The 13,338-nt window shown below is 75.8% G+C and carries 8 protein-coding genes; 6 read left to right on the top strand and 2 right to left on the bottom strand.

All coding sequences use genetic code 11. The annotated features are described in order from the left end of the window. Positions 1–105: 105 nt before the first annotated feature. Positions 106–2,823: an AAA family ATPase gene (locus AC2H4J_RS08590; protein WP_487464449.1), complete on the bottom strand. Its 2,718-nt coding sequence runs from the start codon at positions 2,821–2,823 to the stop codon at positions 106–108. A 124-nt stretch (positions 2,824–2,947) separates the two neighbouring features. Here AC2H4J_RS08590 and AC2H4J_RS08585 point away from each other — a divergent pair, with 124 nt between their 5' ends. From AC2H4J_RS08585 to AC2H4J_RS08560, 6 genes are all read left to right on the top strand, one after another. Further along, positions 2,948–4,420 carry an MFS transporter gene (locus AC2H4J_RS08585; protein WP_487464448.1) on the top strand — a complete coding sequence of 491 codons (1,473 nt, stop codon included), beginning with the start codon at positions 2,948–2,950 and terminating at the stop codon, positions 4,418–4,420. Between the two features lie 200 nt (positions 4,421–4,620). Then, a complete protein-coding gene (locus AC2H4J_RS08580; RefSeq protein ID WP_487464447.1) occupies positions 4,621–4,854 on the top strand; it encodes a heavy-metal-associated domain-containing protein in 234 nt (77 codons plus the stop codon). Between the two features lie 90 nt (positions 4,855–4,944). After that, the gene (locus AC2H4J_RS08575) at positions 4,945–5,079 is read left to right on the top strand and encodes a hypothetical protein (protein WP_487464446.1); all 135 of its coding nucleotides are present in this window, start codon (positions 4,945–4,947) and stop codon (positions 5,077–5,079) included. 54 nt (positions 5,080–5,133) lie between these two features. Continuing rightward, a complete protein-coding gene (locus AC2H4J_RS08570) occupies positions 5,134–5,937 on the top strand; it encodes an ABC transporter ATP-binding protein (RefSeq protein ID WP_487464445.1) in 804 nt (267 codons plus the stop codon). Positions 5,938–5,944: 7 nt separating this feature from the next. Beyond that, positions 5,945–8,473: an FtsX-like permease family protein gene (locus AC2H4J_RS08565; protein ID WP_487464444.1), complete on the top strand. Its 2,529-nt coding sequence runs from the start codon at positions 5,945–5,947 to the stop codon at positions 8,471–8,473. A gap of 178 nt (positions 8,474–8,651) precedes the next feature. Next, positions 8,652–10,010 carry an alpha/beta fold hydrolase gene (locus tag AC2H4J_RS08560; protein WP_487464443.1) on the top strand — a complete coding sequence of 453 codons (1,359 nt, stop codon included), beginning with the start codon at positions 8,652–8,654 and terminating at the stop codon, positions 10,008–10,010. Positions 10,011–10,021: 11 nt separating this feature from the next. On the opposite strand, the gene AC2H4J_RS08555 is transcribed toward AC2H4J_RS08560, so the two are convergent. Continuing rightward, entirely contained in the window at positions 10,022–13,252 is a 3,231-nt protein-coding gene (locus AC2H4J_RS08555; RefSeq protein ID WP_487464442.1) for an AfsR/SARP family transcriptional regulator, read from the bottom strand. Positions 13,253–13,338: the final 86 nt, after the last annotated feature.

Raw genomic sequence — 13,338 nt, 5'->3', positions numbered from 1 at the left:
CGGTGGGTGGGGTCTCCACCGGGACGCTAGGAGCCGGTCAGCGGGCTCACGCCGGGGAAATCGCCAGGTCCACCGCCGCGGCCGGAGACCCCGCAGCCGCAGCCGTCAGAGCTCGAGCGGGAGCGCGGTGAGCTCGGCGCGCGAGGTCACCGCGAGCTTGCTGAACACGTTGCGCAGGTGGAAGTCGACCGTGCGCGGGCTGACGAACAACTGCGCGGCCACGTCGCGGTTCGACAGGCCCTGCCGGACGAGGGCAGCCACCTGACGCTCCTGGGCGGTGAGGTCGGTGGCCGTGGAGACGTCACGGCGCCGGGCGGTCTCGCCCGAGGCCCGCAGCTCCTGTGCAGCGCGCTCGGCCCACGGGGTCGCGCCGAGTTCCTCGGCCAGCGCCAGAGCGGTGCGCAGGTGCTCCCGGGCGTCCACCCTCCGTCGCGCCCGCCGCAGGTACTCGCCGTAGGCCAGCTCGGTGCGGGCGCGGTCGGGTGACCGCGGCGACGACGCGTGTGCCGTCAGCGCCGCCTCGAAGTGCGCCACGGCTTCGGGCCCATCGGCCAGCAGCGCGCGGCCGTGCTCGGCGACCGCGCGTGCGCTGGCCCGCCCCGTGCTCTCGGCGAAGGCCGACACGTCGTCGAGTCGAGCACGCAGGACGTCGAGCCGCCCGGCCCGGACGGCGGATTCGAACAGGTCCAGAGCGGCCAGGCGGCGCAGGGCGGCCCCGGACACCTGCTCCAGGTGATGCACGGCAGTGGCCGGTCGAGCGGCGGCCCGCAGACCCCTGGTCCAGTGCATCATGTCGACGACGAGGCTGTCGGTGATCCCGACCGGATGCTGGTCGCGGATCGCGGCGGCTTCGTCCAGACGGTCGTCGGCGGAGTCGTCCCCGCGCAGCGCGGCGATGAGGGCCTGCTGGACCATCGGCAGCACCGTCAGGCCGGGGTGGCCGGTGCCGGCCGTCAGGAGCAGGGCCTCGTCCGCGGCGGCACCCGCCCTGCTCCACTCGCCTGTCGCGAGTTGCGCGTAGAAGCCTCGGGTCAGGGCGTGCTCGACCATGCTCAGCGCGCCGGCGCGGCGCGCCGCGGTCAGCTGGTTCAGGTGGAGCCGCAGGCTGCGCTCATCGTCGTCGATCAGCCACGCGGCGATCGCGACATTGGGCTGCAGGACGTCGTCGTCCTCGAGCGGCTCCGCATCGGTCAGCGCGAACGCGTGCCCGAACGACGCAGCGGCGCCGGCGTCGTCCCCGCGAGCGAGGGCGCGGAACCCGTGCATCAGGGCGAACGCCACGTGCGCGGGGGGCGGGGCGCCCGGTGCGGGCTCGGGCACCAGCGCCACCGGATCGAAGGTTCGTGGCGAGCGGGCACCGAACCCCGACAGCGACGCGCTGAGCATCGCCAGCTGCCGGGCCAGCGCGTCGTCGGCTCCCACGGCGACCTCGGCGGCCTGGAGGACGAGGTCGTAGCCGTCGTGCAGTGAGCGGGTGTTCCACTCGATCTGGCCCTGCAGCACGAGCAACCGCGCGCGCAGCACGGGATCGCCGACGTCGGCCGCGGCGGCCTGCGCCAGCGCGGCGGCTCGGGACGGGTGCGCGCCCAGCCAGGCCGAGGCGGCGGCCAGGTAGAGCCGCCGGGCACGGTCCTCGCCGGCCGGGGTCAGCTCGGCGGCGCGGGCCCAGGCGGCGGACGCCGCCTCGTGGCCGCCCCGGGCAGCGGCCCGCTCGGCGACCCCGTCGAGGGCAGCGACGACGGTCTCGTCGGGCCGGTCGGCGGCGGCGGCCAGGTGCCACGCCCGGCGGTCGGGGTCGCCATCGAGCACGTCGGCGAGTGCCTGGTGGGCGGCGCGACGCTGCGCGCTGGTGGCCGCCCGGTAGACCGCCGAGCGCACCAGCGGGTGGTACAGGGCAACGGTGTCGCCGTCGATGCGGAGCAACCCGGACAGCTCGACGGCGTCCAGCGCCGCGTCGTCGGCGGCCAGCAGGTCGGCGGCGGCACGGACGACGGTCAGCCGGGCGGTGTCGTCGGTGGCGGCGACCAGGAGGAACCGCCGCGCTGACTCGTCGAGGCGGCGGAAGCGGTCACCGAAGGCGCGCTCGACGCCGTCGGTCAGTGGCAGCGTGCTCGGCAGCGGCGCCCGCCCGGCCAGCTGCTCGCCGGAGAGCACGCCGGCCAGCTCCACGAGCGCCAACGGGTTGCCTCCGGTGCCGGCCACCAGCTGGTCGCGGACCGCCGGGTCCACGGTGATCCCGGCGCGCGCTGCCAGCAGCGCGTCGGCATCGTGTCCGGTCACGCCCCCGAGGACGACGGAGGGCACGTCGGGGGCGTCGAGACGACGGGCGTCACCGTCGCGGGCGGCGAACAGCAGCGCCACTCGTTCGTCCTGGAGCCGGCGGGCGGCGAACAGCAGCGCCGCGGCGGAGGCGTCGTCGAGCCAGTGCGCGTCGTCGACCACCGCGAGCACCGGCGTCCGGTCGGCGGCCTCGGCGAGGAGGCTCAGCGTGCCGAGGAAGGCCAGGAACCGGTCGCCGTCCCCCTCGGCCTCCCCCAGCGCCGCCCCGAGCGCCGCGGCCTGCGGCGCCGGGAGGGCGTCGAGGTGGCCGCGCACCGGCCACAGCAACCGCTGCAGTGCGGCGAAGGCGAGCGGCGACTCGGACTCCACGCCGGAGGTGCGCAGGACGCGCATGTCACTGGTGTCCGCGGAGACCTCGGCCAGCAGCGTCGACTTGCCGGAGCCGGCCACGCCGCGCACCACCAGCGCGCCGCCCCGACCGGCACGGGCATCGGCGAGCAGGGCGGCGATGGTCGCACGTTCGGAGTTCCGCCCGGCCAGCACGCCCAGGACCGTACCGACCGAATCGACAGGTCCCGGTCGCAACCCGGCGGTTCTCCCGGCGTGAGCGATCTCCTGCGCGGCGCAGCGTGGGACCCGTCCACCGACCCACTCTCGAGGAGGAGCCATGTCGGCCCACCCCGCCGCCGCCCCGGCGGCATCCACCCACCCGGCGCCGCCCCACGCGGCGGAGGAACCACGCCGGCCGTGGACGATCTTCGCCCTGGCCATCGCCGCCCAGTTCATGGTCATCCTGGACGTGTCGGTGGTGAACGTCGCACTGCCGTCGATCAGCGATTCGCTGCGGCTGTCGGCGGCGGACTACCAGTGGACGATCAGCGCCTACGTGCTGCTGTCCGGTGGTCTGCTGCTGCTCGGCGGGCGGATAGCCGACCTGCTCGACCGCCGCGGCGCGTTCCTGGCCGGTGTCGGTCTGTTCACCGCGGCCTCGCTGGTCAGCGGTCTGGCTCAGGGCCCGCTGACGCTCATCCTGTCGCGCGCCGCGCAGGGCGCCGGCGCCGCGCTGCTCACCCCGGCGGCGCTGTCGATCATCATGACCGCCTACGCAGGGCGGCAGCGGCAGACCGCACTGGCCGTCTGGGGCACCGTCGGAAGCCTCGGCATCGCCGCCGGCGTGCTGTTCGGCGGCGTCCTCACCACCGCACTGGGCTGGCGAGCGGTGTTCTTCATCAACGTGCCGATCGGCATCGCAGTCGTCGCGGGCACGCTCCGGACCGTCGGCCGCGCCCCTGCCCGGCGCGGTGCGGTGCGTCGCCTGGACGTGCCCGGGGCCCTGACCCTGGTCGGCGGGCTGCTGGCGCTCGTGTTCGGCATCGAGGCGACCCGGTCGGCCGGCTGGGCCGCGCCGCGCACCTGGATCGCCCTGGCCGCCGCGGCCCTCCTGCTGTCCGCGTTCTCCCGGCTGGAGCGGCGCGCCGCCGACCCGCTGGTGCCCCCGGCGACCTGGCGGATCCGCTCGCTGATCTCCGCCTCGGCGGTCATGGCCGGTGTCACCGGGGTCGTGGTGGGCGCGATCTTCCTGACCAGCCTGTACCTGCAGCACGTCGTCGGGGCGTCCCCGCTGGTGGCGGGTCTGGAGTTCCTGCCGCTGGCCGCTGCGATCACCGTGGCCGCAGCCGTGGCGTCGAAGGTCATCGGCCGGCTCGGGGCCCGCACGCTGATCCTGGGCGGTCTGGTCACCATGACCGCCGGGGTGCTGCTGCTGGCTGCCCGTGCCGGCGGCACGTCCTACGCCGGCGACGTGTTACCCGGCTTCCTGCTGGTCGGCGGGGGCGTCGGGCCGATGTTCGTGGCGATCGCCGTCGCCGCGATGAGCGATGTGCCGGCCGAGCAGTCCGGGCTGGCGTCGGGGCTGATGATGACCGGCCACGAGATCGGCGCGGCGCTCGGCGTCGCCGGGCTGACCGCGATCGCCGGCGACCTGGCCACCTCCGCCGGGCTCGTCGATGGCTACGGCCGCGCCTTCACCGCCACCGCCGTCGCCCTCGCGGCGCTGTTCCTGCTGGCGGTGCTGACCGTCCCCGCCGGCAAGCCCCCGGCCGGCGCCGGCGCGCACGGCCACGGGGGCCACGGTCACTGACGCGGTTCCCGACCCCATCAGCGGGCGGTGCGGCGGCTTCCCGTCGCACCGCCCGCTGCCGCGTCCTGACCGCGGCGCCTGCCCCGGAGCCCGGCGGCCGGCACGGCAGAGATCCCGGCGATTTCCCCGGTGAGAGCCACCCCCTGTCGCGCCGACTCTCATCACTGACCGAAGCCACACCCACCGCACGAGGAGTCCCCATGCTGTCCGGCACGCCCCGCACGTTCATCGGCTCGACCACCTTCACCGTCACGGGCATGACCTGCGCGCACTGCCGGCGTGCGGTCACCGAGGAGATCTCGGCCGTGGACGGCGTCGAGTCGGTCACCGTCGACCTGGCCACCGGCTCGGTCACCGTCACCGCCGACCGGCCGGTCGACCGCGCCGACATCGCCGCCGCGGTCGATGAGGCCGGCTACGCCCTCGTCCCCTGACCCGCCCCGTCACCGCCGGCCGAGGCATCCGCCCGGATGCCCGCCGGCGGCCCGCCCCCCACCAGCCCCCACCCCGCCCCGGAGCCCGCCGTGACCATCGCCCATGACTACTACATCCGCTACCGCGAGCAGGAGCTCATCCGCGAGGCGCAGCGCGCCCGCCTGGCCCGCTGCCTGCAGCCCTCCCGCCCCTGTCGGCGCCGCAGCCGGCGCCCCTGCGCCTGACCGCCCACCCCTCGACTGCCGCCGCCGCGGCGGCCCGCCTCTTCAGGAGAGCCCATGACGACCACCACCGACACCACCGACATCCAGCCGGCACCGCCCGCGCGGGCCACGCCCTCGATCGCGGCCCGCGCGGTCGACGTGACCAAGACCTACGGCCGCGGCGAGGCCGCCGTCCGCGCCCTCGACGGCGCCACTGTGGCCATCCCGGCCGGTGAGTTCACCGCCGTCATGGGGCCGTCCGGGTCGGGCAAGTCCACCCTGGTGCACGCTCTGGCCGGGCTGGACCGGATCGACTCCGGCCGCGTCCTGCTCGGTGACACCGAGCTGAGCACCCTGTCCGAGCGGGACCGCACCCTGCTGCGCCGCGAACGGCTCGGGTTCGTCTTCCAGGCCTTCAACCTGGTGCCGTCGCTGACCGCCGCGGAGAACATCGCCCTGCCACTCACCTTGGCCGGCAGGAAGCCCGACCCGGGCTGGTTCGGCGAGCTCGTGCAGATGCTCGGCCTCACCGACCGGCTCGGCCATCGGCCCACCCAGCTCTCCGGCGGTCAGCAGCAGCGGGTGGCCGTCGGCCGGGCACTCATCGCCCGCCCCGAACTCGTCTTCGCCGACGAGCCGACCGGCAACCTCGACTCCCGCGCGAGTGCGGCGCTGCTCGCCTTCCTCCGCGACGCCACTCGCAGGCTGGGCCAGACGATCGTGATGGTCACCCACGACCCGGTCGCGGCCGCGTACGCCGACCGGGTGGTCTTCCTCGCCGACGGCCGCGTCGTCGACGAGCTGCCGAACCCCACCGCCGAGACCGTCCTGACCCGCATGGCGCGGCTGGACGAGCCGACCCCGACGACCGGAGCGTGACCTGACCATGTGGCGTCTCACCCTGTCCACCGCCCTGGCGCACCGCTCCCGGCTGGCGCTGACCTGGCTGGCCGTCGCGCTCGGCGTCGCGTTCGTCGCCGGCAGCCTGGTGCTCACCGACACCTCCACCCGGCTGCTCGACGACCAGTTCCGCACCAGCGCCGCCGGCGTCGATCTCACCGTCCGCGGCGCGGCTGCCTTCGACGCCGCGATGGGCGTGGAGGTACAGCGCGACCCGCTGCCGGCCGGCCTCGCCGACCGGATCGCCGCCATCCCCGGCGTCGAGCGGGTCCGCGCCGTCGCCTCCGGCCCCGCGCAGCTGCAGGCCCGCGGCACCGCCATCGAGCCCAATGGGCCCACCCTGCTGAGCACCTGGGCCGAAGCCCCGTTCACCGCCTACGCGCTGCGCGCCGGGCACGCCCCGGACGGTCCCGGCGAGGTCGTCCTGGACGCCGCCACCGCCCGCGCGCACCAGGTGGCCCTGGGCGACACCGTCACCGTGTCCGCCACCGCCAGCAGGCAGCTGCGCGTCGTCGGGCTGACCGGCATCGGCGACAGCGACGGCCTGGCCAACAGCACCGTGGTACTGGTCGACCTGCCCACCGCGCAGGCGCTGCTGAACCTCGGGACCGGGGCCACCTCGGTCGACGTGATCGCCGGCGACGGCGTCGCCGTGGCGGACCTGCGCGGCGACCTGGCCGACGCGCTCGGCACGAAGTTCGCCGTGGCCAACAGCCAGGATGCGGCCGCGGCCAGCGCCGACGCGGCGAAGGAGAGCATCAGCTACCTGCGCATCGTGCTGCTCGCCCTGGCCGCGGCCGGGCTGGTGGTCGGCGCGTTCCTCATCGCCAACACCTTCGGCATCGTGCTCACCCAGCGCTCCCGGGAGCTCGCGCTGCTGCGCGCCGCCGGCGCCACCGGCCGGCAGGTGCTCGCCTCGGTGCTCGGCGAGGCGCTGCTCGTCGGGCTCACCGGCGCCGTCGGCGGCACCGTAGCGGGCCTCGCGGCCGCCTACGGCCTGCGCGGCCTCGCGCAGAGCGCCGGTCTGGCACTGCCCGACGGCCCGCTGACCGTCACCGGCAGCACGGTGGCCATCGCGCTGGCCGCCGGCGTGCTGGTCACCCTGCTCGCCGCGCTCGGCCCGGCCCGCCGCGCCGCCCGGGTCGCCCCGGTCGAAGCGATGCGCGCCTCTGATCCGGCGCCGCCCCGCCCCCGCCGGCGCCGGCGGATCACCGGCTGGGTGCTGACCGGGCTCGGCCTCGCGCAACTGGCCGCCGCGGCGGTGCTGCGGGACATCGCCGGCATCGCGATCGGCGCGGTGCTGCTGCTGGCCGGCCTGGTCGTCCTCGGCCCGGTGCTGGCGCCGCGGCTGGCGCAGGCGGTCGGCGGCCCGCTGAACGGCCTCGGCGTGCCCGGGCAGCTGGCCCGGGAGTCCACCGTGCGCAACCCACGGCGCACCGCGGCGACCGCGACGGCCCTGGCGCTCGGGCTGGCGCTGATCTCCTTCGTCTCGGTGCTCGGCGCCTCGGTCAAGGCGATCACCGCCGGCTCCGGCGAGGCGATCACCGCCGACCTGCTGGTGCAGAGCTCCCGGGAGGAGATGCTCGGCGGGCTGTCCCCGGAAGTGACCAGCCGCGTGACCGCAGTCCCGGGAGTCGCCGCGGCGTCGGCGACCCGGTTCGGGCACTGGCTGGACCGCGGCATGACCAGCGCGCTGACCGCGGTCGACCCGGCCACCCTGCCGAAGGTCGCCGACGTGCGGATGACCGCCGGCAGCCTCGCCGCACTCGACGAGGACGGCATCGTGCTCGCCGACAAGGTCGCCGCCGACCGGCACGTGTCGGTCGGCGACACCCTCACGATGACCTTCCCGCGGGACGGCGAACAGCAGCTGCGAGTGGTCGGGCTGATGGCCGACGACTCGGCCCGAGCGCTGTCCACCAGCTACGTCATCTCCCTGGCCGGCTATCCGCGGCACTACAGCGAGAACGTCGACGCCACCGTCTACGTGGCACTTGCCGACGGGGTCGACCAGGCGAAGGCCCGCACCGAACTGAAGGCCGCGGTCGCCGACTTCCCCAACGCGGAGATCCTGGACCAGGCCGAAGCGGCCGACCTCCGTGCCGCCGCGATCGGCCAGGTGCTCGGGCTGATCACCGTGCTGCTCGGCTTCGCGGTGCTGATCGCGCTGCTCGGCATCACCAACACCCTGGCGCTGTCCATCGTGGAGCGCACCCGGGAGATCGGTCTGCTGCGGGCGGTCGGCATGACGCGCGCGCAGCTGCGGTCCATGGTCCGCGCCGAGGCGGTGCTCATCGCCGCCGTCGCGGTCGTCGCCGGAGTCGCCCTCGGTCTCGGGCTGGGCGCGGCCACCCTGGCCGGCCTGGCGTCCGACGCCCCGCTGGTCATCCGGATCCCGGTCGTCCAGCTGCTGGCGGTGGTCGGCGCCGCCGTGCTCGCGGGGCTGCTCGCCGGCCTGCTCCCGGCCCGCCGGGCCGCCCGCCTGGACGTGCTCGCCGCCATCGCCAGCCAGTGATTCGTGCCGGTGCCGGCCCGCACCGCAGGCCGGCACCGGCGCCTTGCCCCATCCGCGAGCTGACTGCCGTGATCAGCACGTCGACAGCGCCGCGACAGCGGGCTCCCGCAGTGTTGCCGACACCCCGACCGGCGCCGGACGACGCCGGCAGCCGGGTCCCTCGTCGCAAGGAGCCGTCATGTCCACCGCCACGACACCGACCGCCGCCGCGGCCGCGCGCACCGCCGGCCGCGGCACCCGTCGCGGGCCCATCCGGCGGATCATCGCCGGATCGCTGCTCACCGGAGCGATCCTCGCCGCCCTGCTCCCCCTGGTCGTGTTCGCCGCGACGAGCGAGGCCGTCCTCACCGGCTCGGCGCTGCTCGGCTTCGCGGCCGGGTGGGCCGTGCTCGCCCTGCTGTCCACCCGGATGACGGCCTCTCCCCAGCGGTGGGCCTGGGTTCCGGCCGGCGCTCTCGGCGCCGCCGGGCTCGGGCTCGTGCTCACCGCTCCGGGCGACCGGCTGTTGACCGCCGCAGGCTGGGTGTGGCCCCCGCTGCTCCTCGCGCTGGCGGTGTGGACGGGAGTGCGGGTGCGCCGCGCGCTGCCGCCCCGCAGCGGTCGTCGGCTCCTGTACCCGGTGGTGGCCGTCATGGCGCTCGCCGCCGTGGGCGGCGGGATCGAGAGCATCGGCCTGACCTCCGACCAGCACGCCTACGCGATGCCCGGACGGCTCTACGACGTCGGCGGCCATCGACTGCACCTGGACTGCACCGGCTCCGGTGGCCCGACCGTGGTGCTGATGAGCGGATTGGGTGGGCTCTCGGCCGGCTGGGCAAGGATCGCACCGGCCGTCGCGAGCACCACCAGGGTCTGCGCCTATGACCGCGCCGGCCAAGGATGGAGCGAGGACGCCTCCGAACTCCAGGACGGGCTGGCCGCCGCCGCCGATCTGAACACCCTGCTGGGCCGGGCGGGCGAGGAAGGCCCGTACGTGCTGGTGGGGCACTCCATCGGCGGCGACTACGCGATGACGTACGCCGCCCGCTACCCGGATCAGGTCGCCGGGATGGTCCTCCTCGACACCACCAGCCCCTACCGGACCGCCGCCGGCACGACCCATGCCGGTCCACCCGGGGCGATCGCCGTCCTGCCGAGCCTCGCCCGCCTCGGCGTCGGACGCCTGTTCCCGACGTCCACGTGGTCCGCGCTCCCCGAGCCGGCGGCCAGCCGGTACGGAGCCTTCGCCACCAGTCCCCGGCGCTGGCAGAACACGGTCGACGAGGCCGCCACGATGCCTGCGCTGCTCGACCAGGCCCGGCGGCTGTCCGGCCTCGGCAGCACACCTCTGGTGGTCCTGACGGCGACCGGGCACGAGTCGGACACGGTCTGGAACGCCGCCCAGGACCGGATGGCCGGGCTGTCGACGAACAGCAGTCACCGCGCCGCCGGCGCGGGCCACGGCGGTCTCCTCGACGAGGCATCGGGAGCGCAGCAGTCGACGTCCGCCATCGACGACGTCGTCCGGGCCGTGCGCACCGGCACGACTCTGACATAGCCCACGACGGGTCAGCGCGGGACGAGCACGCGCCCGGCGTCGTCGAGGACGGCGTCGGGCGCGTCGTGTCCGGCCTGGAACGCCGCATCGAACTCCGTCCGGCCCAGGACCGCCCGAGCGCACTGCTGCGCCCGCTCGGCATCGGCCCGCTCGAGCCGGTCGGCGGGCCGATGCCGACGCCGGCGCCAGGCCGCAGCCGCACCGAGCAACCGGGCCGCGGCCCCGGCGTCGCCCCGCGCTGCGGCCACGCAGGCAAGACCCTCCAGGGCAGCCGCGTGTCCGGGCGCGGACTGCCACGCCCGGCGGTGGAAGGACTCAGCGCGGTCGAGGTCGCCGTCGCCCTGTGCGACGTGACCCAGGCCCACCAGTGCGGCCGCGGTCCATTCCGGCTTCTCGGTCAGCCCCGCGAGCAGGTGCTCGGCGACGGTGAGGCGCTCCCGCGCTGCGTCGAGGTCGCCGCGCGCACGGGCCAGCAGCCCCTCACCGATCGCGGCCCGCGGGTTGCCGACGCCGCCGAGCTGGTGGGCCACCGCGTGGGAGTCGGCGAACAGCTGCGCGGCACGGTCGAGGTCCCCCAGCAGCAGCCTGACGAGCCCAGCCCCGGCGAGGGCGTACTGGACGGTGTTCGCCGGGCCGACGTCGCGGACGCTGGCGAGCGCACCCTCGTACATCTCGAGAGACTGTCCGAGGCGGCCGGCGCGGTGCAGGGCCATGCCGAGGTGGAACTGGATGGCGGACTCCCCCCACTGGTCGCCCAGCGCCCGGAAGGCCAGCAGTGCCCGACGACCGATGGCGGTGGCGGCATCCAGATCGCCGGTGCCGGCGTGCAGCTCCAAGCGGACGAAGTCGGCGAGCGCCGCGCACCAGGCATCGCCGTCCCGGGTGAACTCCCGCTCGGCCCCGGCCAGGAGCGCGAACGCCGCGGCGGGATCGTCGGTGCCGATGGCCTCGACGGCGAGCAGGGTGTCCGACAGCGCGGCGCGGAACGCGTCGCCGAGGTCCGTGAACAGTGCCCGGCTCTGCTCGGCGGCCGCGGCACATCCGGCGTGGGGGTGCACGATGCACGCGCCCGGGCGGGCGGCGACGGCCAGCGCCTGCAGCGCCCGTGCCCGGGCCTCGTGTGAGCCACCCGAGGCGGCGGCGAGCATGGCGGCGACCCGCCGTCCGCCGTCGGGATGCGTCGCGAAGTACCAGTACCAGCCCAGGGAGGCGACCAGCCGCAGTCCCGCATCCGGCTCCTCGGCCGCGTGCGCCATGCACCAGGCGAGGGCGGCGTCGACGTCGTCGCGCTCGGCGGCCAGCCGCGGCAGCCAGCGGGCCTGCCCGTCGCCGCGCAGCTCCGTCTCGGCCAACTCGGCCAGGGCGGTCAGGTACCCCACGTGCGCGCGGGCGACCGCGTCGCCCTCACCGCCCTCGGCCAGCCGCTCGGCGGCGTACTGCCGGATGGTCTCCAGCAGGTGGTAGCGCTGCCCGCCGTGCCGGTCGTCCCGGGCGCGATCGGGGACGACCAGCGACCGGTCGACCAGCCGGCCGAGCAGGTCCACGGTGCCCGGCCGATCCAGAGGCTCTCCCGCCGCGACGGCCTGCATCGCGTCCAGGGTCCAGCTGCCCCGGAAGACCGACAGCCGCCGCAGCAGCACCCGTTCCGGTTCGGTGAGCAGCTGGTAGCTCCAGTCGACCGTGGCCCGCAGGGTGCGCTGCCGCGTCTCCGCGGTGCGGGGGCCGGTGGTCAGCAGCGTGAAACGGTCACCCATCCGGGCGGCGAGTTCGCCCACGGGGAGCGCCGCCACCCGGGCGGCAGCCAGCTCGAGGGCAAGGGGCATCCCGTCGAGGTGCCGGCAGATGTCGGCCACCGCCGCGGCGTCCGCCTCGTCACGCAGGGCGAAGTCGGACCGGGCAGCACGGGCTCGGTCGAGGAAGAGCTCAGCGGCGGAACTGAGGGTCAGCGCCGCCGCCTCGGCCGCGCGTGGCGGCACGGGCAGCGGGTCGACGGCGTACTGGACCTCGCCACGGGCAGCCAGCGGCTCACGGCTGGTGGCGAGCAGCCGGACGTCGGGACAGGACTCGAGCAGACGCTCGGCGAGCAGCGCGCAGCCGTCGGCGAGGTGCTCGCAGTTGTCCAGAACCAGCAGCACGCTCCTGGCCCGCAGGCTGCCGACCAGCTGGTCCTCGGCGGTCGCCGTGGCCACGTCCCGGATCTCCAGCGTGGCCAGCACGGCCGAGGACAGCTGAGACGGGTCGGTGACGCCGGCCAGCCGGACGAAGGCCGCACCGTCCCCGAAGCGTTCGGCCGCCGCACGGGCGGCCTCCAGCGCGAGGCTGGTCTTGCCCACGCCACCGGGACCGGTCACCGTGACCAGCCGGGCGGTGCGCAGCAGCTCGTCCAGTCGCTGCAGGTCGGCCGTGCGGCCGAGGAACGAGGTCAGCCGCGGAGGGAGGGGAGGCCCGGAGGACGCGGTGCTCCCGACCGGGGCCGCCGTCGGCACGGCTCGCGGCGGCGCCGTGAGGTCCGGCCGCTGCTGCAGGATCGCCTCCTGGAGGCCGCGCAGTTCTGCACCGGGTTCCAGGCCCAGCTCGGCGTCGAGGAGGGTGCGAGCGCGCTCGTACGCGGTGAGGGCGTCGGCCTGCCGACCGGCCCGGTAGAGCGCGAGCATCAGCCGGCCGTGCAGGCGTTCCCGCAACGGATGGGCGCTCGTGAGCTGCTCCAGCTCGCCGAGCACGTCCGTGTGCCGGCCTGCGGCCAGCTCCAGGTCGATCAACTCTTCGCGGGCCGCGAGGTGCAGCTCCGCGAGCCGGGCTGCCTCGCCTGCGGCCCACGAGGCGTCGGCGAACTCGGCCAGCGCCGGCCCGCGCCATGCCGCGAGTGCCTGCCGGTAGAGCTGCCCGGCTGTCACCGGATCGGCGGCGCGGGCCGCCGCCACCTGATCGGCGAACCGCAGCGCGTCGACGCGGCCGCGGTCGAGGTCGAGCCGATAGCCCGGTGGCCGGGTGACCACGAGCTCACCGGGCGCGTCGGCCGTGGCCAGGGCGCGGCGCAGCTTCGACACCCGCACCTGCAGGGCGTTGCCCGGATTCGCGGGCAGCGCCTCCCCCCAGAGGGCATCGATCAGCGCCGGGACGGCGACCACCCGGCCGGCGGACAGCGCCAGCAGGGCCAGCAGCTCTCGCTCTCCGTTCCCGGGCAGGGAGCGGGTCTGACCGTCGATCACCAGGTCGACCGGGCCGAGGACGCGGACCTCCATGCGGCGCCTCCCGGAACAGCGTTCCTGACAAGCCGCCGATTCTGGCCTCCGTCCGCCGTGGGGACAACGAGTTGCCGGTCGGCCGG

The sequence above is a fragment of the Blastococcus sp. OS1-29 genome (assembly GCF_057628075.1).
This window is presented reverse-complemented; position numbering and strand designations above follow the sequence as displayed.